At 59.3% G+C, this 21,746-nt stretch carries 22 protein-coding genes and 1 other annotated feature; of the genes, 6 read left to right on the forward strand and 16 right to left on the reverse strand.

The genetic code is table 11. The features are described from left to right. Positions 1–15: 15 nt before the first annotated feature. The 11 genes from C1N56_RS07390 to hisL form a co-directional block, all read right to left on the reverse strand. Positions 16–813 carry an ABC transporter substrate-binding protein gene (locus C1N56_RS07390; RefSeq protein WP_058782016.1) on the reverse strand — a complete coding sequence of 266 codons (798 nt, stop codon included), beginning with the start codon at positions 811–813 and terminating at the stop codon, positions 16–18. Between the two features lie 66 nt (positions 814–879). After that, on the reverse strand, positions 880–1,356 hold the full coding sequence (locus tag C1N56_RS07395; RefSeq protein ID WP_072209928.1) for a YbaK/prolyl-tRNA synthetase associated domain-containing protein: 477 nt from the start codon (positions 1,354–1,356) through the stop codon (positions 880–882). A gap of 105 nt (positions 1,357–1,461) precedes the next feature. Continuing rightward, complete coding sequence (hisIE, locus tag C1N56_RS07400; RefSeq protein ID WP_394517335.1) at positions 1,462–2,073, reverse strand: bifunctional phosphoribosyl-AMP cyclohydrolase/phosphoribosyl-ATP diphosphatase HisIE; 612 nt, start codon at positions 2,071–2,073, stop codon at positions 1,462–1,464. Further along, positions 2,067–2,843, reverse strand: coding sequence for an imidazole glycerol phosphate synthase subunit HisF (gene hisF / locus C1N56_RS07405; RefSeq protein ID WP_021509351.1), 777 nt, complete (start codon positions 2,841–2,843; stop codon positions 2,067–2,069). Before hisF ends, hisIE begins: the two co-directional genes overlap by 7 nt. After that, positions 2,825–3,562, reverse strand: a complete 738-nt coding sequence (hisA, locus tag C1N56_RS07410) for a 1-(5-phosphoribosyl)-5-[(5-phosphoribosylamino)methylideneamino]imidazole-4-carboxamide isomerase (protein WP_394517336.1) — start codon at positions 3,560–3,562, stop codon at positions 2,825–2,827. Before hisA ends, hisF begins: the two co-directional genes overlap by 19 nt. Continuing rightward, positions 3,562–4,152 carry an imidazole glycerol phosphate synthase subunit HisH gene (hisH, locus tag C1N56_RS07415; protein WP_141495236.1) on the reverse strand — a complete coding sequence of 197 codons (591 nt, stop codon included), beginning with the start codon at positions 4,150–4,152 and terminating at the stop codon, positions 3,562–3,564. The genes hisA and hisH overlap by 1 nt, the downstream gene beginning before the upstream one ends. Beyond that, complete coding sequence (gene hisB, locus C1N56_RS07420) at positions 4,152–5,219, reverse strand: bifunctional histidinol-phosphatase/imidazoleglycerol-phosphate dehydratase HisB (protein ID WP_021509354.1); 1,068 nt, start codon at positions 5,217–5,219, stop codon at positions 4,152–4,154. Before hisB ends, hisH begins: the two co-directional genes overlap by 1 nt. Continuing rightward, positions 5,216–6,292, reverse strand: a complete 1,077-nt coding sequence (hisC, locus tag C1N56_RS07425) for a histidinol-phosphate transaminase (protein WP_058757314.1) — start codon at positions 6,290–6,292, stop codon at positions 5,216–5,218. The genes hisB and hisC overlap by 4 nt, the downstream gene beginning before the upstream one ends. Beyond that, positions 6,289–7,596: a histidinol dehydrogenase gene (gene hisD / locus C1N56_RS07430; RefSeq protein WP_021509356.1), complete on the reverse strand. Its 1,308-nt coding sequence runs from the start codon at positions 7,594–7,596 to the stop codon at positions 6,289–6,291. Before hisD ends, hisC begins: the two co-directional genes overlap by 4 nt. A 3-nt stretch (positions 7,597–7,599) precedes the next feature. Next, the gene (hisG, locus tag C1N56_RS07435; RefSeq protein WP_031280070.1) at positions 7,600–8,499 is read right to left on the reverse strand and encodes an ATP phosphoribosyltransferase; all 900 of its coding nucleotides are present in this window, start codon (positions 8,497–8,499) and stop codon (positions 7,600–7,602) included. Between the two features lie 54 nt (positions 8,500–8,553). Continuing rightward, positions 8,554–8,675, reverse strand: a sequence feature (His leader region). Continuing rightward, complete coding sequence (gene hisL, locus C1N56_RS07440; protein ID WP_100396937.1) at positions 8,651–8,698, reverse strand: his operon leader peptide; 48 nt, start codon at positions 8,696–8,698, stop codon at positions 8,651–8,653. (Overlaps the previous feature by 25 nt.) Before the next feature lie 180 nt (positions 8,699–8,878). Between hisL and C1N56_RS07445 the strand changes: the two genes are divergently transcribed. After that, positions 8,879–9,706: an SDR family oxidoreductase gene (locus C1N56_RS07445; RefSeq protein WP_058757317.1), complete on the forward strand. Its 828-nt coding sequence runs from the start codon at positions 8,879–8,881 to the stop codon at positions 9,704–9,706. Positions 9,707–9,907: 201 nt separating this feature from the next. On the opposite strand, the gene C1N56_RS07450 is transcribed toward C1N56_RS07445, so the two are convergent. From C1N56_RS07450 to puuD, 3 genes are read right to left on the reverse strand one after another with little or no spacing between them, the layout of a single operon-like run. After that, positions 9,908–11,188, reverse strand: coding sequence for an NAD(P)/FAD-dependent oxidoreductase (locus C1N56_RS07450; RefSeq protein WP_058771096.1), 1,281 nt, complete (start codon positions 11,186–11,188; stop codon positions 9,908–9,910). A 21-nt stretch (positions 11,189–11,209) separates the two neighbouring features. Continuing rightward, a complete protein-coding gene (puuR, locus tag C1N56_RS07455) occupies positions 11,210–11,767 on the reverse strand; it encodes an HTH-type transcriptional regulator PuuR (protein ID WP_058757319.1) in 558 nt (185 codons plus the stop codon). Then, positions 11,764–12,528 (reverse strand): gamma-glutamyl-gamma-aminobutyrate hydrolase, encoded by a 765-nt coding sequence (puuD, locus tag C1N56_RS07460; protein ID WP_021509363.1) that lies wholly within the window; start codon positions 12,526–12,528, stop codon positions 11,764–11,766. Before puuD ends, puuR begins: the two co-directional genes overlap by 4 nt. A 211-nt stretch (positions 12,529–12,739) precedes the next feature. On the opposite strand from puuD, the gene C1N56_RS07465 reads away from it, so the two are divergent. Together C1N56_RS07465 and C1N56_RS07470 are read left to right on the forward strand one after the other, a co-directional pair. After that, entirely contained in the window at positions 12,740–14,155 is a 1,416-nt protein-coding gene (locus tag C1N56_RS07465; RefSeq protein WP_238561823.1) for a glutamine synthetase family protein, read from the forward strand. Positions 14,156–14,521: 366 nt separating this feature from the next. Beyond that, positions 14,522–15,880 carry an APC family permease gene (locus tag C1N56_RS07470; protein WP_058757322.1) on the forward strand — a complete coding sequence of 453 codons (1,359 nt, stop codon included), beginning with the start codon at positions 14,522–14,524 and terminating at the stop codon, positions 15,878–15,880. Between the two features lie 159 nt (positions 15,881–16,039). Here the strand turns inward: C1N56_RS07470 and sbcB are convergent, their stop codons facing one another. Then, the gene (gene sbcB, locus C1N56_RS07475) at positions 16,040–17,461 is read right to left on the reverse strand and encodes an exodeoxyribonuclease I (RefSeq protein ID WP_394517337.1); all 1,422 of its coding nucleotides are present in this window, start codon (positions 17,459–17,461) and stop codon (positions 16,040–16,042) included. Positions 17,462–17,663: 202 nt separating this feature from the next. On the opposite strand from sbcB, the gene dacD reads away from it, so the two are divergent. The 3 genes from dacD to tmaR all read left to right on the forward strand — a co-directional run bounded on the left by dacD (position 17,664) and on the right by tmaR (position 20,543). Further along, entirely contained in the window at positions 17,664–18,830 is a 1,167-nt protein-coding gene (gene dacD / locus C1N56_RS07480) for a serine-type D-Ala-D-Ala carboxypeptidase DacD (protein ID WP_394517338.1), read from the forward strand. Positions 18,831–18,992: 162 nt separating this feature from the next. Next, positions 18,993–20,051 (forward strand): FUSC family protein, encoded by a 1,059-nt coding sequence (locus C1N56_RS07485; protein WP_021509368.1) that lies wholly within the window; start codon positions 18,993–18,995, stop codon positions 20,049–20,051. Between the two features lie 171 nt (positions 20,052–20,222). Beyond that, complete coding sequence (gene tmaR, locus C1N56_RS07490) at positions 20,223–20,543, forward strand: PTS system regulator TmaR (RefSeq protein ID WP_021509369.1); 321 nt, start codon at positions 20,223–20,225, stop codon at positions 20,541–20,543. A gap of 43 nt (positions 20,544–20,586) precedes the next feature. On the opposite strand, the gene C1N56_RS07495 is transcribed toward tmaR, so the two are convergent. Then, positions 20,587–21,654: a LacI family DNA-binding transcriptional regulator gene (locus C1N56_RS07495; RefSeq protein WP_394517339.1), complete on the reverse strand. Its 1,068-nt coding sequence runs from the start codon at positions 21,652–21,654 to the stop codon at positions 20,587–20,589. Positions 21,655–21,746: the final 92 nt, after the last annotated feature.

Raw genomic sequence — 21,746 nt, forward strand, 5'->3', positions numbered from 1 at the left:
GCGCCGCCCCATCGATCACGGCTTAATAGAGATATCCGTCGCAAAATACTTCTTCTGCAAGGTATCAAAGGTACCGTTCTTTTTGATCTCTGCGAAGGCATTGTCCAGCGCGGTTTTTAATTCGGTGTCGCCTTTGCGCAGTCCGATGGCGGTGCCGGGGCCGATAATCGGATCCTGCACAATCGGGCCAGCCAGCTCGAAATCTTTGCCCTGCGGATGCTTCAGGAAGCCATTTGCGGCCTGTGCGGCATCGGTGAACACCACGTCAAGGCGTCCGGAAATCAGGTCGCTCTCAACCTGGGCCTGATCGCCATACGGCACCACGTTCACGCCGTGCGGCTGCCATTTCGCCAGCGCGTAGCGCTCCTGCACGGTGCCCTGTTCCACGCCCACGGTTTTGCCTTTCAGCGATTCCGCGGTGGGCAGCAGGCCGGAGCCTTTACGCGCAATCAGCTGGGTGTGGGTGTCATACAGCGGCACGGTGAAGTCGATCTGCTTCAGACGCTCTTCGGTGATACCCATATCCGACAGGATGGCGTCAAACTTACGCGCCTTCAGCGCCGGGATCATGCCGTCGAACTGGCTCTCGACCCACACGCATTTGGCCTGCATCTGCGCGCACAGCGCATTGCCGAGGTCGATGTCAAACCCGACCAGCTTGCCCTGCGGCGTTTTGGATTCAAAAGGGGGATAGGTAGGATCAACGGCGAAACGCACCTGATCGATTTTTGCCTGAGCGCCGAACGCGCAGCCTGCCAGCACAGCCAGTGCCAGCGTCTGGCGCAGACGGGCGGTAAAACGGGAACTTGCCATAGTTGCGGTCTTCTTTTGTCGTGATGATAAGACATCGAGAGTACCGCTCAGCGTGGTGTATGGCAATTAGAGTATTATTTTCATCACGTTACCATTATGCAGTGCGCGGTAATCCTCCACCTGCAGTACCACCGACTTCTCCAGCAGCCCGGCGTTAAAGGCAATTTCGTCGTAGCGCTCGAACAGCAGCGGGTCGACCACCAGCTGTAAATCCGCATGAAAGCTAAACGGCGGAATCGCGCCAAATACGCAGCCGGTCAGCGCATCCACCTCAGCCGGCGAGGCCAGCGAGGCGCGACGGCCACCCACGGCGGCTGCCACTTTACTCAGGTCGGCCTGCTGGTCGGCCGGTAGCACCGCCAGCACATGCTGTTTGATGCCGTTGCCCTTGACGTGACACACCAGCGCTTTGGCACCTTGTCCCACTTCCGTGCCACGAATCGCGGCCACAGCTTCACACTTTCCGGTCGCTTCATGCTCCATGAGTCGGTAACGGGCGTTGTGCTGATCGAGCAGGGCGAGCAGTTTTTCATGCGTGGTCATGGGGGTTTCCATTCTGATGAAGCGCAATTGATCGCACTCTTTTGCGAAGTATGCTGCTCAAAATCGAGACAGAAAGCCCGTTTTGAGCAGCATGGCGCACAAGCGTTACTTATGGCGTGCGCGCAGGTTGTTGATGATGGTGCTGAGATCCAGCTCCTGATCCTGCAGCAGCACCAGCAGATGGTACAGCAGGTCGGAGGCTTCGTTAGTCAGTTCGTGGCGGTCATTGACGGTAGCGGCCAGCGCGGTCTCAACACCTTCTTCTCCCACCTTCTGTGCAATGCGCTTGGTGCCGCTGGCGTACAGCTTCGCCGTATAGGAGCTGGCCGGATCGGCACTTTTACGCGAGGCCAGCAGCTGCTCCAGCTGATACAGGAACGTCCAGTCCGGTGCAGCAAGCGAAAAGCAGCTTGAGGTACCGAGATGGCAGGTGGGGCCAATCGGATTGGCCAGCACCAGCAGCGTGTCGTTATCGCAATCCGGCGTGATGCTGACCACTTTGAGGAAGTGGCCCGACGTTTCGCCTTTGGTCCATAAACGGTTTTTGGTGCGGGAGAAGAAGGTGACGTTGCCGTCGGCCAGCGTCTTGTGCAGCGCGTCCTCGTTCATATAACCGTGCATCAGCACTTCGCCGGAGACGTTGTGCTGGACGATGACGGGCATCATGCCCGCGGTTTTGGCCCAGTCCAGTCTGGCCAGTTGTTCTGCAGTTAACACGCGCGAATCTCCACACCGTTGTCGATCAGGAAGTTTTTCAACTCGCCGATATTGATAATTTGTTTGTGAAACACCGAAGCCGCCAGCGCGCCGTCGACGTTTGCCTGCTCAAAGGCTTCGAGGAAGTGCGCCATGGTTCCTGCGCCGCCGGAAGCGATCAGCGGCACCTTACACACGTCACGCACCTTCTTCAGCTGCACCAGGTCGTAGCCGTTACGCACGCCGTCCTGGTTCATCATATTCAGTACGATCTCACCAGCGCCCAGCTTCTGCACTTCCTCTACCCAGTCCAGCGTTTCCCACTGGGTAACGCGGGTGCGCGCTTCGTCGCCGGTATACTGATTGACGTGATACTTGCCGCTGGCTTCATCAAACCAGGTATCGATGCCCACCACGATGCACTGCACGCCGAAGCGGTCCGCCAGCCGGGTAATCAGCGTCGGATCGGCCAGCGCGGGCGAGTTGATGGAGATCTTATCTGCGCCAAACTGCAGAATGCGCGCCGCATCTTCCGGGGTTTTAATGCCCCCGGCGACGCAGAACGGAATATCGATCACTTCCGCCACGCGCGATACCCAGCTTTTATCTACCACGCGGCCGTCGGAAGAGGCGGTGATATCGTAAAACACCAGTTCGTCAGCGCCTTCCTGGGCATAGCGCTGCGCCAGCGGAACGATGTCGCCAATGATTTCGTGGTTGCGGAACTGCACGCCTTTCACTACTTGCCCGTCACGCACGTCCAGACAGGGGATTATCCGTTTTGCCAGCATGCAATTGCCTCCGCTACCGTAAATTTTTCTTCCAGCAGGGCGCGACCGACAATCACCCCCTGTGCACCGCTGCCGCGCAGGGCAGCGATATCGTCCAGTGAACCGATGCCGCCGGAAGACTGGAACGCGATGTCCGGAAACGCCTGGGACACTTCCTGATACAGCGCCACGTTGGAACCGCTCAGCGTGCCGTCGCGCGAAATATCAGTGCACAGCACATGTTTCAGGCCCACCGGCTGATACCAGCCAATCACCTCTTCCAGCGTCACGCCTGCCGCTTCCTGCCAGCCGCTGATCGCCACTTCTTTGCGATTGCTGGCGTCAATGCGCACGTCAAGCGCCAGCACAATGGCGTCGGCACCAAATTCGCTGAACCAGCCTTTCACTTCTTCCGGCTGCTTGACTGCGGTGGAGCCAACCACCACGCGCGTGGCGCCGGCTGCCAGCAGGGCGGCCACATCGTCACGATGACGAATACCGCCGCCAACCTGCACCGGCACGCTGACGCCGCGTAAAAGCGTGGTCAGCAGCGGGATCTGGCGCTTTGCCGGATCTTTCGCCCCGGTCAAATCCACCAGATGTAACACTTCCGCGCCCTGGCGTTCATAATCCTGCAGGCGCGGCAGGGGATCGTTGCCGTAATCGCGCTGCTGGCTGTAGTCGCCCTGATGCAGGCGCACCACTTTGCCGTCAATCAAATCTAATGCGGGGATAATCATCACATCTCCAGGAAGTTTTTCAGCAGCTGCGCGCCGGCTTTACCCGAGCGCTCCGGGTGGAACTGCACGCCGAAGAAGTTATCTTTCTGCAGGGCGGCGGTGAACGGCAGGCCATAGTCGCACTGGGCGATGGTGGCGGCATTCACCGGCATGGCGTAGCTGTGCACAAAGTAGAAGTAGCTGCCGTCCGGAATGTTGCGGAACAGGTGATTGCCGGCCTGCGCGGTGATCTGGTTCCAGCCCATGTGCGGCAGCGGTAAACCCCGGGTATCCATCAGCGATACCGGCTCATCAACGATGCCCAGCGTGCTGACGCCGCCGTTCTCATCGCTGCCGCGTCCGAGCAGCTGCATGCCGAGACAGATGCCGAGCACCGGCTGGGTGCAGGCTTTTACCAGCTCGATCAGCTCGCGCTCCTGCAGCTGGTCCATCGCCGCCCGCGCAGTACCGACGCCGGGCAGAAACAGTTTGTCGGCGCGCAGCACCACGTCCGGATCGCGGCTCACCGCGGGCGTGTAGCCGAGGCGCTCAATCGCCCACTTAACCGAAGAGAGGTTGGCGCAGCCGGTATCAAGAATCACCACGTTCATTACAGCACTCCTTTCGAGCTCGGCAGGGTGTTGCCCTCAACGCGAATCGCCTGACGCAGCGTGCGGCCAAAGGCTTTGAACAGGCTTTCTACGCGGTGATGATCGTTGCGGCCTTTGGTTTTCAGGTGCAGCGTGCTCATCATGGCGTACGACAGCGAGCGGAAGAAGTGCTCGACCATTTCTGTGCTCAGGTCGCCAACGCGCTGATAGCTGAACTCGGCTTTGTATTCGAGGTGCGGACGGCCGGAGATATCCAGCGCGCAGCGTGCCAGGCACTCATCCATTGGCAGCACGAAGCCGAAGCGGCCGATGCCGCGCTTGTCGCCCAGCGCCTTCAGCAGCGCTTCGCCCAGCGCCAGGCCGGTGTCTTCTACCGTGTGGTGATCGTCAATATACAGGTCGCCTTTCACCTCGATGTTCATGCGGAAGCCGCCGTGCACGGCGATCTGATCCAGCATGTGATCAAAGAAGCCGACGCCGGTGTTAATTTTGCTGCCGCCTTCGCGATCCAGCCACACTTCCACTTTGATCTGCGTCTCTTTGGTGTTGCGGTTCACCAGCGCGTGACGGTCGCGTTTGGTCAGGCGCGCCTGAATCGCGTCCCAGTCTTCGCCTTCCGCACCGTAGCGCAGGCCCTGAATGCCCATGTTCTGCGCCAGCTGGATGTCGGTCAGACGGTCGCCAATCACATAGCTGTTGGCGGTATCGAGCGCGCCGTCGGCCAGCCAGGCTTCAACCATTTTGGTCTTTGGCTTGCGGCAGTCGCAGTTCTCTTCCGGCAGATGCGGGCAGATCAGGATGTCGCTGAAGTTCACGCCCTGTGAGCGCAGGATCTGCATCATCAGGTTGTGCGGGCCGTCAAAATCGGCCTGCGGGAAACGTTCAGTGCCCAGGCCGTCCTGGTTGGTGATCATCACCAGCTGATAACCCGCCTCCTGCAGCGCCAGCAGGGCCGGGATGGCGTTCTTCTCAAACGCCAGCTTCTCCATACGATCCACCTGAAAATCTGTCGGCGGCTCAGAGATGAGGGTGCCATCGCGGTCGATAAAAAGGATCTTCTGACTCATGCTTGCTCCACAGATAAGGCTTGCAGCGCGGCGATCAGGCGCTCGCACTCTTCACGGGTGCCGATGGAGATGCGCAGACATCCCGCCAGGCCAGGGTTTTTGTTTTGGTCGCGCAGAATAATGCCCTGATCCCACAGCGTTTTAAACACTTTTGGCGAGTCGGTGAAGCGCGCCAGAATATAGTTGGTTTCGCTCGGGAAGACCTGCTGCACTACGCTCAGCTGCGGCAGCTGTTCGCACAGCCAGGCGCGGTTGTCGTTAAGCTGCTGCGCGTGCTGACGCATCAGCGCGATGCCTTGCTCGCTCAGCGCCTGCGCCGCCACGTCGGCCACCGGCGTCGCCAGCGGGTAAGGTGCAATCACCTTCAGCAGCAGATCGATCACCGGCTTGTTGGCCAGCGTAAAGCCGCAGCGCAGGCCCGCCAGCGCAAAGGCTTTTGACAGCGTGCGCAGAATCACCAGGTGCGGGAATTCCTGCAGCCAGCCGGCCAGCGTTGCTTGCGGGCAGAACTCGATATAGGCTTCGTCGGCCACCACCAGCGCTTTGCCGGCGGTCATCGCCAGCAGCTGGCGGATGTCATCCTGATCAATCAGATTGCCGGTCGGGTTGTTCGGGCTGCACATGTACACCACTTTCACGCCGTCCAGCTGGTCCGCGATGGCGGGCAGGTTGAGCTGCCAGTTGTCCAGTGCCGGCACGGTGCGGTACTCAATACCGATGGTTTCGGCGCTGACGCTGTACATGCCGTAGGTCGGCGGGCAGAACAGAATGGCGTCTTTGCCCGGCTCGCAGAAGGCGCGCATCAACAGCTCAATCCCTTCATCCGCCCCGCGGCTCACCAGCACCTGCTCCGGCTGGACGCCGGCATAGGCGGCGTAGCGCGAAATGACTAATTTGGGCTGGCACTCCGGATAGCGGTTCAACGTCTGCTGCGACAGTTCAAACGGCACCGGCAGCGGAAATTCGTTCGCATTCAGCCATACGTCACCGTTGCCACCGAGGCGACGAGCAGACTGATACGGCGTCAGCGCGCGCACGTTGGCGCGGGCTAAATCTTCAACGTTGTTGCTCATGCTTGCTCCTTCAGGGCGGCGACGCGCAGGGTCACGGCATTTTTGTGCGCGTCCAGCTGTTCCGCGGCGGCGAGGGTTTCAATGGTGGCGGCGAGGTTGAGGAAGCCCTGTGGCGTCAGCTCCTGTACCGTCATGCGTTTCTGGAAATCGGCCAGCCCAAGGCTGGAGCAGGTCGCGGTGTAGCCGTAGGTCGGCAGCACGTGATTGGTGCCGGAGGCATAATCACCGGCGGATTCCGGCGACCAGTCGCCGAGGAACACCGAACCGGCGCTGGTAATTTCCTCAACCAGCGCGCGCGGCTGGCGCGTCTGGATAATCAGGTGCTCCGGGCCGTACTGATTGGAGATTTCCACGCACTGCGCCAGATCCTGCGCTACGATCAGGCGGCTGCTCTCCAGCGCCTGACGTGCCGTAGCGGCACGCGGCAGCTGCGCCAGCTGTTGTTCAACCGCCAGCGCCACGCCTTCGGCCAGCTGTAGTGAAGGCGTCAGCAGGATCACCTGGGAATCCGGACCGTGTTCGGCCTGCGACAGCAAATCTGAAGCGACAAATGCCGGCGTCGCGCCTTCGTCGGCAATCACCAGCACTTCAGACGGACCGGCAGGCATGTCGATCGCTGCGCCGTCGAGACGCTGGCTGACCTGACGTTTCGCTTCGGTCACGTACGCGTTGCCCGGGCCAAAAATCTTGTCTACTTTCGGTACGCTTTCTGTGCCGAAGGCGAGGGCGGCAATCGCCTGCGCGCCGCCGACCTGAAACACTTCCTGCACGCCGCACAGCTGCGCCGCATACAGAATTTCATCGGCAATCGGCGGCGGCGAGCACAGCACCACGCGGCCACAGCCGGCGATGCGCGCTGGCGTTGCCAGCATCAGCACGGTGGAGAACAGCGGCGCCGAGCCGCCGGGAATGTACAGCCCGACCGACTTCACCGGACGGGTGATCTGCTGGCAGCGCACGCCCGGCTGGGTTTCCACGTCCACCGGCGGCAGAATCTGCGCGTTGTGGAAGGTTTCGATATTCGCCATGGCGTCTGCCATCGCCTGTTTTAAGCTGTCGCTCAGCCGCTCGCCGGCCGCCTGCATCTCAGCGGCGGACACGCGCAGATTCTCCACCTGGGCTTTGTCGAAGCGCGCGCTAAACGCCCGCAGCGCCGCGTCGCCCTGCTGTTTTACCTGCACCAGCACGTCCTGCACGGTGGCGCTGATGCTGGCCGATGCCGAGATTGCCGGACGCTGCAGCAGCGCCTGCTGCTGTTCGGCACTGCACGCCTGCCAGTCGATAGGTTGCATGATTGCGCTCATCGGTTACTCCAGCATTTTTTCAATTGGCAGCACGAGGATCGAACTGGCGCCCAGCGCCTTTAGTTTTTCCATGGTTTCCCAGAACAGCGTTTCGCTGCTCACCATGTGCATCGCCACGCGGCTCACTTCACCGGCCAGCGGCAGCACGGTAGGGCGCTCGGCACCCGGCAGCAGGGCGATAACTTCTTCCAGCCGCTCGCTCGGCGCGTGCAGCATGATGTATTTGGATTCACGCGCTTTAATCACGCCCTGGATACGCGTCATCAGCGTGTCCACCAGCTGCTGTTTCGCCGCTGGCAGTTCGCCATCGCGCTGAATCAGCACCGCTTTGGAGCGGTAAATCACCTCAACTTCACGCAGGCCGTTGGCTTCCAGCGTGGCGCCGGTGGACACCAGGTCGCAAATGGCATCGGCCAGACCGGCGCGCGGTGCCACTTCAACAGAGCCGTTCAGCAGGCAGGATTTGAACGCGATGCCTTGTTTATCGAGGTATTTCTTCAGCAGGTGCGGGTAAGAGGTGGCGATACGGGCATTATTCAGGCATTGCGGACCGGTGTACTCGGCATCGACTGGCATTGCCAGTGACAGGCGGCAACCGCCGAAATCGAGGCGGCGCAGCGTAAAGTAGCGCGGGTCTTCGCCCTGCGCGCGGCGCGTCAGCAGCTCCTCTTCCAGCACGTTTTCGCCAACGATACCGAGGTCGACCACGCCATCCATCACCAGGCCAGGAATATCGTCATCGCGCACGCGCAGGATGTCGATCGGCATGTTCTCCGCAAACGCAATCAGACGCTGCTGCTGAAGGTTAATTTTAATACCGCAGCGTGCCAGCAGTTCGCGTGATTCATCACTTAAACGGCCAGATTTCTGCATAGCTATGCGTAAACGGGTGTTATCTAACATGGTTCCTGTCCTCTTATTCAATCCTGTCTGAAGCGTTTTGGGTTGCGTTCGCCCATAAAAAAACCCCCGGAAGATGATCTTCCGGGGGCTCTCTTTGCGCTCGCACCACTGGAAGATCCTAAACGTCTTCCAGCACACATCGCCTGAAAGACTAGTCAGGGTGATGGTGATGATGGTGGTTGAACTGAACGCGTGTCATAAAAAATTCCGTTGCTGAATGAGTATTCATTTGCGTGCTGATTAACCTAACGAAGATGGCGGCGCTTGGCAACCCTTTTTTAACGTCAGTTTTCGCAACCTTCGGCAACAGTTTGCGCTGGTCTGGCTGACGCGCCGGCACTAAGATGGGGTATCTTAGCGCGGGAGAGCAGGAGTCGATATGAAAAAGGTGGCGATTGTAGGTCTGGGATGGCTGGGAATGCCGCTGGCGATGGCGTTGTCAGCGCGCGGCTGGCAGGTGACCGGCAGCAAAACCTCACCGGACGGCGTCGATGCGGCGCGCCGCTGTGGGATTGATGCGTTTCAGCTGGTGCTGTCACCGGAGCTGGAGTGTGAAGCAGACGATTTGGCCGCGCTGATGGCGGTGGATGCGCTGGTGGTGACGCTGCCCGCCAGCCGCACCGTGCAGGGCGGCGAAGATTACATGCAGGCGGTGCAGAATGTGGTTGATACCGCGCTGGCGAATAAAGTGCCGCGCATCATCTTTACCAGCTCTACCTCGGTGTACGGCAGCGGCGACGGCGTGAGAAAAGAGAGCAGTGCGCTGCAGCCGGAGACGGTAGCGGGCAAAACGCTGGTGGAGCTGGAAAACTGGCTGCATGACCTGCCGGGCACCAGCGTGGATATCGTGCGTCTCGCCGGACTGGTCGGCCCGAACCGTCATCCGGGCCGTTTCCTCGCCGGCAAAACCAACCTGGAAAACGGCGCGCACGCGGTGAACCTGGTGCATCTTGATGATGTGGTCGACGCGATTGTGCTGCTGCTGCAAACGCCGAAGGGCGGGCACGTTTACAACCTGTGCGCCCCGAAACATCCGTCACGCGACAGCTTTTACCCGAGCGTGTCGAAGCAGTTAGGCCTGGTGCCACCGACGTTTGTTGCCGAGCCGGTGCGCGCCAGCGGCAAGGTGATTGACGGTTCGAAGATTTGTCACGAGCTGGGGTTTGAGTACAGCTACGATGACCCGATGAAGATGCCGCTGGAGTAGGGGCGGTGCGGGGTTGCCCTCACCCTCACCCTAACCCTCTCCCGCCCGCGGGAGAGGGAACCGGCCGAGCGCACATTCCTGGTACTGCTCCCGGCTTAAATAAAGATACCGTTATTCTCCCTCTCACTGCAGATGAACGCACCATCATTCTCCCTCTCCCCGTGGGAGAGGGCCGGGGTGAAAGCAGCAAACCGCACCCACCTAAACCCCCAGCCGATCCCTTAACGCATACCAGGCCGCACCCATCGCCGTCAGTGGCACCTTAAATCGTCTTCCGCCGGGAAACGGCAGGTGCGGCAGCTTCGCAAATGCATCAAACCGCTCTGCATGGCCGCGCAGCACTTCGGCGATCAGCTTGCCGGAGAGGTGCGTGCAGGTCACGCCATGTCCGCTATCGCCCTGCATAAAGAACACATTCTTCTCCAGCTGACCAAACTGCGGCATGCGCGACAGCGTGAGCAGGAAGTTACCGCTCCAGCGATGGCTGATCTTCACGTCGCGCAACTGCGGAAAGGTGCGCAGCAGCTTGGGCCGGATCAACGCCTCGATGTCTTCCGGTTCGCGCGCCCCATACACCACGCCGCCGCCGTACAGCAGGCGGTTGTCGGCAGTCAGGCGGAAGTAATCCAGCAGATAGTTACAATCTTCCACACAGTGGTTATTGGGCATCAGCCCCAGCGCCTGATCGCGGCTCAGCGGCTCGGTGGTGACGATCTGTGAGCCGCACGGCATGCTTTTGCGCCCCAGCCGCGGTTCCAGTTGCGACGGCAGATAGGCGTTGCCGGCAAAAATCACAAAGGTGGCGCTGACTTCACCCTGCGCGGTTTTGACCCGGTTGGGTGCGCCGTAAGTCACTGCCAGCGCCGCCGACTGCTCATATATACGGCCGCCGTGCCGGCGAATCGCTTCGGCTTCACCCAACGCCAGATTGAGCGGGTGCAGATGGCCGCCACGCCGGTCCAGCAGGCCGCCGACGTAACGGTCGGTGGCCACTTCACGGCGGATGCCGCGCTCGTCCAGCAGCTCCAGATCGCTATTGCCGTAGCGTGCCCAGCTGGCCTGCTGGCTGCGCAGATGCCCCATCTGGCGCTGATTGAGGGCTGCGAAAATGCCGCCGGGACGATAGTCGCAGGCGATGGCGTAACGATCGATGCGGTCGCGGATAATCTCCGCCCCTTCGAACATCATGCTGCCCAGCATCTGCGCAGTCTGTTTGCCGTAGCGCTGCTCAATCACATCGACATCGCGGCTGTAAGAATTCACCACCTGGCCGCCGTTGCGGCCGCTGGCGCCGAAGCCGACGCGGGCCGCTTCCAGCACCACCACATCGTAACCGGCTTCGGTGAGAAACAGCGCGGAAGAGAGCCCGGTAAACCCACCGCCGATGATGCAGACGTCACACTGAATGCTCTCCTGCAGCTGCGGCCACGGCGCGTGCGCATTGGCGGTCGCAGCGTAATAACTTTGCACGTGGTGCATCATAACCTCCTGTAGCGCGTGAACTCAGAAATTGGCGGGCGTATGCGCGCTGACAATGCGACACGGCTGATCTGACGTATTGGTAAAACTGTGCGGCAAACCGGTGTCAATCACGTAGCTTTCGCCGCGGTTAAGGTGATAACTCTGACCGTTCACCACCAGGGTGATTTCCCCCTCCAGCACCGTGCCGGTCTCTTCCCCCGGATGGCGCAGCTTTTCACCGGTGCTGGCCCCCGGCTCGTAGCGCTCCAGCAGCATCGCCAGCGCACGCTTCGCCGCACCGTTATCAATCAGCTGTAAAGAAACACCGAGACTGCCGATCTCAACGCAATCATCCGGGCGTACGATGATGCGCGGCGTGGCATTCTCTTTCGGCTCCGAGAAAAACTCCGACAGCGACAGCCCATACACTTTGAGTAGCTTTTGTAATGTGCTGACCGCCGGACTGACTTTATCCTGCTCAATAGTGCTGATAGCGCTGTGTGTTAAACCTGACAACTCAGCGACGCGACGCTGAGACAATCCCAACTCCTGCCGGATTTGCGATAAGCGTCGTCCGGGCGCCAGAGTGGCATCATTCATGGCTGCTTTTCCTTGTGATAACGTGCTGCGGCGTGGATAAAGGCCTCGAATAAACGGCGCGAGACCGGATCGCGATCGGATTGCCACTCCGGATGCCACTGCACCGCCAGCGCAAACGGATGCTGGCGCAGGCTGACGGCTTCGATCAGGCCATCCGGCGCGCGGGCTTCAATGCGTAACTGCGGACCCGGCTCGCGGATGCCCTGGCCGTGCAGCGAATTGACCGCGAACGCGGCAGCGCTGCCGAGCAGCTGGCTCAGCAGGCCATCGGGTTCGGGCTGCACCAGATGCGCCGGCGCGTACTGCTGTTCCAGCGGCTGGCTGTCATCTTCGCGGTGCTCCTGAAACAGATGCGTCTGATGCAGCTGGCGATGCAGCGCGCCGCCGTTGGCGACCACCAGCTCCTGCAAACCGCGGCAGATGCCCAGCATCGGCATCTTTTTCCCGCTGGCGTGGGTGATAAGCGCAAAGGATAAGCGGTCACGCGACGGATCAGCATGCGCCTCATGACCCTCTTCACCGTAATGCCAGGGTTCAATATTGCTTGGGCTGCCGGTGAGCAAAATGCCGTCCAGCAGCGTCATACTGTTTTCTAATAGCTGCGGCGCGTGCATCAGCTGATGCGGTAACGGCAGCGGCACGCCACCAGCCAGCACCACGGCGTCGAGGTATTTGTTATGCACGGTCTGCCCAACGTGGTTGCCGATGGGGTTCTGGCACATCACTACGCCAATCAAAGGCTTGTCAAAAATAATGCCCATTACGTCTCCACGCTGCTGTTCAATATTTTCGCCGGTTTTGCGCGCTAAGTAGAAAAAGTGTGCAATATATTGTCAATCTAGCAACCGTCTGGTTGTTCTTCAAACAGAATTGTTACATTTGCACACCATTTGCGTTAGAGCTATGTTAGAGGTGTGGCTGTTATTTTGAGCATGTGCAAACCATCTTAAACGGTATAGGGCGGGTGGGAAGATGACGAACCTCGTGGAAGTAGAAGACTTCACGCGACACAGTGAAGAAAAACGAACCAGCGCGTTCCAGCTGGAGGTGAAAACCTGGCTGGAACGCCATCCGGAAACGCAGTATGTCGATATTCTGTTAAACGATCTCAACGGGGTATTTCGCGGTAAACGCATTCCCGTCTCCGCGTTAGCCAAGCTGGAAAAAGGGTGTTACTTTCCGGCCTCGGTTTTCGCCATGGACATTCTCGGCAACACCGTCGAGGAAGCCGGCCTCGGACAGGCGCTCGGCGAACCTGATAACCTCTGCATACCGGTCCCTGGGACCTTAATTCCTTCCGCCTCTGACCCGCAACGCATCGCCCAGCTGCTGCTGACCATGTGCGACCAAGATGGCACTCCCTTTGACGTTGAACCCCGAAACGTGCTGAACCAGCTGTGGCAACAGCTGCGCAATCGCGGTCTGTTTCCGGTGGTAGCGGTAGAGCTGGAGTTCTATCTGGTGGACAAAAAGCGCGATGCCGAAGGCTATATTCAGCCGCCGTGTGCGCCGGGTAGTGAAGAGCGCAATATGCAGAGTCAGGTCTATTCGCTGGATAATCTCGACCATTTCGCCGACGTACTGCGCGATATCGACGCGCTGGCGAAACTGCAGAATATCCCCGCCGACGGCGCGCTGGCGGAAGCCTCGCCGGGCCAGTTCGAAATTAACCTGCACCATACGCGCGATATCCTCAAAGCCTGCGACGACGCCATTCTGCTGAAGCGGCTGGTGCGTCAGGTGGCAGAAAATCACGGCATGACCGCCACGTTTATGGCCAAGCCGTATGAGGAGTATGCGGGCAGCGGCATGCACGTACACATCAGTATGCTGGATGCCGCCGACCACAACGCCTTTGCGCTGGATGATGGCAGCGATTCGCCGCTGCTGAAGCGGGCGCTGGCTGGCATGATCGATCTGATGCCGGCATCAATGGCGCTGCTGGCACCTAACGTCAACGCGTTTCGTCGCTTCCTGCCGGAGGCGTTTGTGCCGCTGCAGGCGTCATGGGGACATAATAACCGCACGGTGGCGCTGCGCATTCCCTGCGGCGATGTAGAAAACCATCGCGTCGAGTACCGTGTGGCGGGTGCCGATGCCAATCCGTATCTGGTGGTGTCAGCAATTATTGCCGGTATCTTGCACGGTCTGGATAATCAGCTACCCTTACCGCATCCGGTGAAGGGCAATGGCCACGAGGCAGAAGGGCTGGAACTGCCGATTCGCCAGAGCGATGCGCTGTACGAGTTTGAAAACAGCTATCCGCTGCAAAAGCTGCTCGGCGAGCGTTTCAGCGGCGTGTGGCACAGCTGCAAACAGTATGAGCTGCGCGAGTTTGAACGGCTGATCACCGCCACGGAAATTGACTGGATGTTAAAGAACGCCTGACCGACAGAAGAATTGATCCAACATCTTGTGTCGATGGCCTAAGTTGGGGCAAAATACGCGCCCTGCAAAAGACAAAACATAACCGACGCTTATTACGTCGGTTATTTTTTTGCATGGTGCTTTCACTACATGAACGAGGCCGGACACGCATCCGGATAGATAGACACTGAAACACGCTTGTGCGTGAGATTTGAGGAACAAAGATGGGACTGTTTACAATTGCACCAGCGCAGGCTGGTTCTCGCTTCCGTGATGATTATGGCGCGGCGACAATCGCAAACACTAATATCACTTCTCACTGCAGCACATTGCGCAGTATCCCTGTGGTACAACTGAACTCAGTTGTTGCTGTAGGGGGCCTGAACAATGTCGCTTAATACCTCTGCCGCACCACAGCGTGCACATCTGAAAAAATCTCTGACTCTGATCCCGGTCGTCATGATGGGCCTGGCGTATATGCAGCCAATGACCCTGTTTGATACCTTCGGCATCGTGTCAGGCCTCACCGACGGTCACGTCGCCACCGCTTATGCTTTCGCGCTGATCGCGATACTGTTTACTGCCGTGAGCTACGGCAAGCTGGTACGCCGCTTCCCATCTGCGGGCTCCGCTTACACCTATGCTCAGAAGGCTATCAGTCCGCACGTCGGCTTTATGGTGGGCTGGTCATCACTGCTGGACTATCTGTTCATGCCGATGATCAACATCCTGCTGGCGAAAAGCTACTTTGAGTCGCTGGTGCCGGGCATTCCGTCGTGGATTTTCGTGGTGCTGCTGGTGGCGTTTATGACCATCTCCAACCTGCGTGGGATTAAAACCGTGGCCAACTTCAACAGCGTCATTGTGGTGCTGCAGGTAGTGGTGATGGCAGTGATCACCGGTATGGTGGTGTATGGTGTGGCACACGGTATTGGCGCCGGTACGCTGACCAGTACGAAGCCGTTCTGGTCTGAAAATGCGCAGGTGGTGCCGATGATTACCGGTGCGACCATTCTGTGCTTCTCGTTCCTTGGCTTTGACGGTATCAGCTCGCTGTCGGAAGAGACCAAAGATGCCGAGCGCACCATTCCACGCGCGATTTTCCTGACCGCGCTGATTGGTGGGGTGATCTTTATTGGCGTCTCGTACTTCCTGCAGCTGTACTTCCCGGATATCTCGCGTTTCCAGAATCCGGACTCTTCACAGCCGGAAATCATGCTGTTCGTGGCGGGTAAAGCTCTGCAGATCGGCATTCTGATTTTCTCGGTGGTGACGGTGCTGGCCAGCGGCATGGCGGCACACGCCGGCGTTTCGCGTCTGATGTACGTGATGGGCCGTGACGGTGTGTTCCCGCAGCGTTTCTTTGGCTTCGTGCATCCGAAATTCCGCACGCCGTCGCTGAACGTGCTGCTGGTTGGTGCGGTAGCGCTGCTGGCGATCAACTTCGACCTGGTTACTGCGACCGCGCTGATCAACTTCGGTGCGCTGGTGGCGTTCACCTTTGTGAACCTGTCGGTGATTGCCCAGTTCTGGATTCGTGAGAAGCGTAACAAGACGCTGAAAGACCACCTCAACTATCTGGTGCTGCCCATTATGGGTGCACTGACGGTGGGTGCGCTGTGGATCAACCTGGAAGAGACCTCGATGGTGCTCGGCCTGGTGTGGGCGGCGATTGGTATTGTTTACCTGGCGTTTGTGACCCGCACGTTCCGCAATCCAGTACCGCAGTTTAGCGAAGAGGTGTAAGGCTTTTCCCTCACCCTAACCCTCTCCCGCCCGCGGGAGAGGGAACCGCCCGAGCGTGTGTCAGGTATCAGCCCAGTAGCTGTACCAGAACGCACTATACCTCTCCCTCTCCCCGTGGGAGAGGGCCGGGGTGAGGGCATCAGCCCGCACGAAACCCTGCTACGACACCAGCTCCTGCGCATACAAATACAGCGCTTTCAGCTGCGCCATCTTCTCTGCATCGCCCTCATGTAAACTGGCCAGCGACTCCAGCTCCAGCAAAAACGCCTGTACCCGCTCCGCATTAAGCTGCTCGCGGCGATGCTGCAGCCAGCGCTGCTGCTCTTTATCATCCAGCGTGCCAGGGAAGTTGCGGGCGCGATAGCGGAACAGCAGCTTCGCGATACGTTTATCCTCAAAGGTCAAATCGAGCGCCGGCAGGTTCTGCGGCGGCGTCTGGCGCAGGATGTTCATGCCGGCGCGATCGGCGTCGCTGAAGAAGCCGTCATACAGCTGCGCATCGACATCCTCCGATGGCGTGAACGGCTCCGCTTCGGCAAACAGCGTCACCACATTTTCCCGCACTTCGGCATGCTGGCGCAGCAGGGCCAGATTCGCCAGACAGTGCTGACGATCGATACCCAGCCGTTCGGCATCTTCCGGGCGCAATGTATTGGCCGGAGCCAGAACCGGGCACTTATTGATGTGCACCAGCTTGATCGGCACCGCCGGCAAATCGCCCAGATCGCTGTGTCGCGTATACAGCCGCTCGCGCAACTCATCCGGCGACAGCGTCAGCAGCGGCGTCATGTCGCCGGCCAGATCGGCCACGATCAGCGCGTTTTTGTTATCCGGATGCCATGCCAGCGGCACAATCCAGCTGGTATTACCGCGCGCTGCGCCGAACATGCCGGAAACGTGCACCAGCGGCTTCATCTGCGGAATATCAATCAGCGTCATCAGTTTCTGCTTGTTGCGATGGGTAAACAGAAACTCAAACAGCTTCGGCTGCTTCTCCTGCACCAGCTTTGCCATCGCCAGCGTGGCGTACACATCGGACATCGCATCGTGCGACTGTTCGTGTGCCACGCCGTTAGCCTGGGTGAGATGCTCCAGCTTAAAGCTCGGGAAACCGTCGTCGTTCTCCGGCCAGACGATGCCTTCCGGGCGCAGCGCATAGCAGGCGCGCATCACGTCGAGCAGATCCCAGCGCGAATTGCCGTTCTGCCAGCTCCAGCCATACGGGTCGATAAAGTTGCGGTAGAAGATATTGCGCGTCACTTCGTCATCGAAGCGCACGTTGTTGTAACCGATCACACAGGTCTGCGGTTCGCTGAACAGCGCGTGAATGCGCTGAGCAAACTCCACTTCCGGCACGCCGCGCGCGTTGGCCACCTGCGGCGTGATACCGGTGATCATTACCGCTTCCGGCTGCGGCAGGTAATCGTCCGCGAGCTGGCAGTAAAACACCTGCGGTTCGCCTACGGCGTTAAAGGCTTTGTCGGTGCGCAGGCCTGCAAATTGCGCCGGACGATCCAGCGACGGGCTTTTGCCGAAGGTTTCATAATCGTGGAACAGAAAAGTGAACTCAGAGGCGGGCACGGCGTTATCCTGGCTATGGAAAATCAACGCACAGAATAGTCGTCAGCCCGGTACAGCACAACCTCGATCGCCATCGCTGCGAGCGGGCGCGCAGCATTTGTCCGCGGTTCATACTTTTTTTCAATTTATTCAGATATCAAAGCGCTATTTGCCGTAAAACGTGCGGCGGTAAATTCATTTATTTGATGTTGAGGAAGAAGTGTTGAAAAGGCGTCTGTTGGTAACTGTATCTGGAATGATTGTTTGGGCATCGCTGGCGCACGCGGATGACAGCATGCCGTTTCCCCTGACGCCGCCGGCCATTGATGCCGCGTCCTGGGTGCTGATGGACGCCACCACCGGGCAGATCCTCACCGCAGGCAACCCGGACGCGGAGCGCAACCCGGCCAGCCTGACCAAACTGATGACCGGTTATGTCGTCGACCGCGCGGTCGATCAGAAGAAAATCACCCGCGACGATGTGGTCACGGTGGGTAAAGACGCGTGGGCCGCCGGCAATCCGGTGTTTAAAGGCTCGTCGCTGATGTTTCTTAAGCCGGGCGATAAAGTCACCGTGCGCGATCTGATGCGCGGCGTGATCATCGATTCCGGCAACGACGCCTGCGTGGCGCTGGCCGACTATGTGGCCGGCAGTCAGGAGAGCTTCGTCAACATGATGAACAGCTACGTGCAGAAGCTCGGTCTGACGCACACCCACTTCGAAACCGTGCACGGTCTTGATGCGCCGGGGCAGCACACCACCGCGCGCGATCTGGCGGTGCTGTCGCGCGCTATCATCAACGGTGAGCAGGATTTCTACGCCATGTACAGCGAGAAAACCCTCAGCTTCAATGGCATTACCCAGAACAACCGTAACGGCCTGCTGTGGGATCAGAATCTGCACGTCGACGGCATGAAAACCGGTCACACCGAGAGCGCCGGGTTCAACATCGTCGCCTCGAACATTGTCGGTCACCATCGTCTGATTGCGGTGATCATGGGCGGGAAAAGTTCGAAGGGACGTGAAGAGCAGGCGCGTAAACTGCTGGTGTGGGGACAGAACAACTTCGACACCGTGCAGCTGTTCCACGCCGGGAAAAAGATCGGCAGCGAAAACGTCTGGTACGGCAACCCGCACAAAGTGGACGTCGGTACCACCGAAGATATCTATCTGTCACTGCCGCGCAGCGAAGTGTCGAACGTGATGGCGAAGTATGTGATCAATCGTAAAGACCTCGAAGCGCCACTCAAAGCCGGCGAGCAGGTGGGCGAAATTGAGGTGCTGGATAAAGACAAGCAGCTGGCCAGCTATCCGCTGTACGCGCTGCAGTCGGTCGATGAAGCAGGCATCATCACGCGCATCAGCGATTACGTGAAACAGAAACTGTAAGCCGTCGGGCGATAAGCAAACGCTGCGTTACATCCTTGTGAGCACTGAGAAAACAAGATGTAGCGCAGTTGTATTATTGCGCAAAAAGTTGCGCCAGCCCCTCAATGTTCGTGCTGCGCCAGGGTAACATAGCGCGCAAATTTTTATCGCACCCGGACCACCATGTTACGCGCTGATAAGCCCATCTCTCCGATTGAGTTCTGGTTTTACCGCCACTACCGCGCCGTGCACGGCGTACGCATCGCTATCGCCTTTGTGCTGTGCTTCCTGTTTGTCCGTCTGACCGATATTCCGGAAGGCACCTGGCCGCTGATTACGCTGGTGGTGGTGATGGGACCGATCTCCACCTGGGGCAATGTTTTGCCGCGCGTGGTGCAGCGTATCAGCGGTACCTTTGCCGGGCTGATATCAGGGCTGATCGCGCTGAAGCTGGAGCTGCTGTCACTGCCGCTGATGCTGGTGTGGTGCTTTATCGTGATGATCGTCTGCGGCTATCTGACGCTGGGCAAACACCCGTATATGGCACTGCTGATCGGCATCACGCTCGGCGTCGTGGTCGGCGCGCCGGCCGGCGATTTCACCGTGGCGCTGTGGCGCGGCGGCGATGTGATTCTCGGCTCGCTGATGGCCCTGCTGTTCAGCGCGATCTGGGCGCAGCGCGCCTATACTCACTGGCGCATTCAGCTGTCGGACGCCTTTATCAACATGGCGAAGATTCATCACGCTGGCTTTTCCGCCAACCTGGTGGAGAAGCCGCGCCTCAATCCGCGCTTCCAGAAGCTGCTTACCAGCGTGATCAAAATGCGCGCGCTGCTGGAGCCAGCGAGCAAAGAGACGCGCATCCCTAAATCGGTGTTTGAAGCCATTCAGACCATTAACCGTAATATGGTTAACACCATGCAGATGCAGATTGAAGCCTGGTGGGCGTCGCGCGAAAGCCATCTGATTTTGCTTAACGCGCCGACACTGCGCCGCACGCAGCAGATGACCGAGAACACCCTGAACGCGCTGGCGGCGCTGATGGTAAAAGGCGAGACCGAACAGGTGATTGCCAACAGCCACGAGCTGGAAGCCATCACCCAGGAGCTGGAAGCGCTGATCGCCAACGGCAGCGCGCGGCTGGAGACCACCGCGATTTACGGTTACGTCTGGCTGAGTCTGGAGCAGGCGCGTCAGCTGGAGCGCATGACCGACCTGGTGCGTCTGGCGCTGCGCAAATAGTTTTCTCAGGCAATGACTTAGTGCGAATTGCCCTTTCTTTGCGCTAAGATAAGTGCCAGTCCGAATTTAGCGGTGAAAATTGCGAACCCGGCTTATAAGCCGCTAAGCTAAATGTCTTCCCGGTTTATGACTATTTTGCCTGCCGCGGCAGGCCACAAGAAAGGTGCCAACATGGAAAATGCCAAGCAATCATTTCAGGACGTACTGGAGTTTGTGCGTATGTTTCGTCGTAAAAACAAACTGCAGCGCGAAATTACGGACAACGAAAAGAAAATCCGTGATAACCAGAAACGTGTGTTGCTGCTGGACAACCTGAGCGAGTACATCAAACCTGGTATGAGCGTGGAAGCGATTCAGGAAATCATCGCCAGCATGCGCGTAGATTATGAAGATCGCGTAGATGAGTACATCATCAAAAACGCCGATCTGTCGAAAGAGCGCCGCGAGCTGTCGAAAAAGCTCAAAGCGATGGGCGAACCGAAAGGGCAGTAAGCTTCACGGGCTCGATAGCCGCGTTTTGTTCCAGGGTCGCCCTTTACGGCGACCTTTTTAATGCCCGCGCCAGCTGCTGTAACTGCTGCGCAATCTCCGCCACATCCACCTGCCGCTGCAACGGCGCCGCCGTGGTGGCGCGCAGGACCAGCTCGGTCTCCAGCGGCTGACTGTCCGGCATCTCTCCCTCCAGCTGCGCCAGCAGACGATCGACGCTCATCGTGCCTAACTGCTGTAAATCCTGGCGCACCGTGGTCAGCGGTGGCTGATACCACGCGCTCTCCGCTGTATCGTCGTAACCGATGATCGACATCTCCGCCGGAATTCGTACGCCATGCTGATGCAGCGCGCGCATCGCCCCCAGCGCCATTTGATCGTTAGCCACCAGCAGCGCCTGCGGCAGCTGGTCGGGCAGCCGGGTCAGCAGCGCCTGATAGCCGGACGCTGCGCTCCAGTCGCCGCTCAGTACGCAGTCCGGCACCAGCTGATGACGCGCCAGCGCCTGTTGCCAGGCGCTAAATCGCGCCCGCGCTGACGCGGAGCTGGCAGGCCCGTTCAGCACGCCAATCTGCCGGTGGCCGAGCGCCACCAGATGATCCACCGCCTGCTGCGCACCGCTGGTGCTCCGGTACTGACACTGCGCCACGGCCGCGCTGCGCTCCACATCCAGAAACAGCGTCGGTTTGCTGCCGCACTGCTGCTGAATCTGCGCCGCCTGCGCGGCATCCAGCGGCAGGTTGATCAGCAGAGCATCGACGCGCTGCGCCAGCAATTCATGCACCGTGTCCTGCGCGTGGCTGGTGGCATTGGCCATGGCGATCACCAGATGATAGCCCTGCGCCGCCGCGCGCTGCTGAATCGCCGAAGCAATCTGCGCCGGCGCCATCAGCGCCAGATCGCTGGTCGCCAGCCCGAGCGTGCGCGTGGCCTTGCCGGCCAGCTGCTGCGCGACCCGGTTTGGCACGTAGCTGAGCTGCTGCATCGCGGCTTCCACCCGCGCGCGGGTGCGGGGTGACACCTGCGCCGAATGGTTCAGCACCCGGGAAACCGTTTGATAGGAGACGCCAGCCAGCCGGGCGACATCGTCAAGCGTTACGGAACGCGCTGTCATTGATCCCTCCTGATGAGAATGCGGCGAGTGTAGCAAATTTTTCCCTGCCGTCGCGGTATTAAGGCGTTACACTGCCAGTGATAACGCAAGGA

The sequence above is a fragment of the Pantoea sp. SGAir0175 genome, assembly GCF_043547855.1.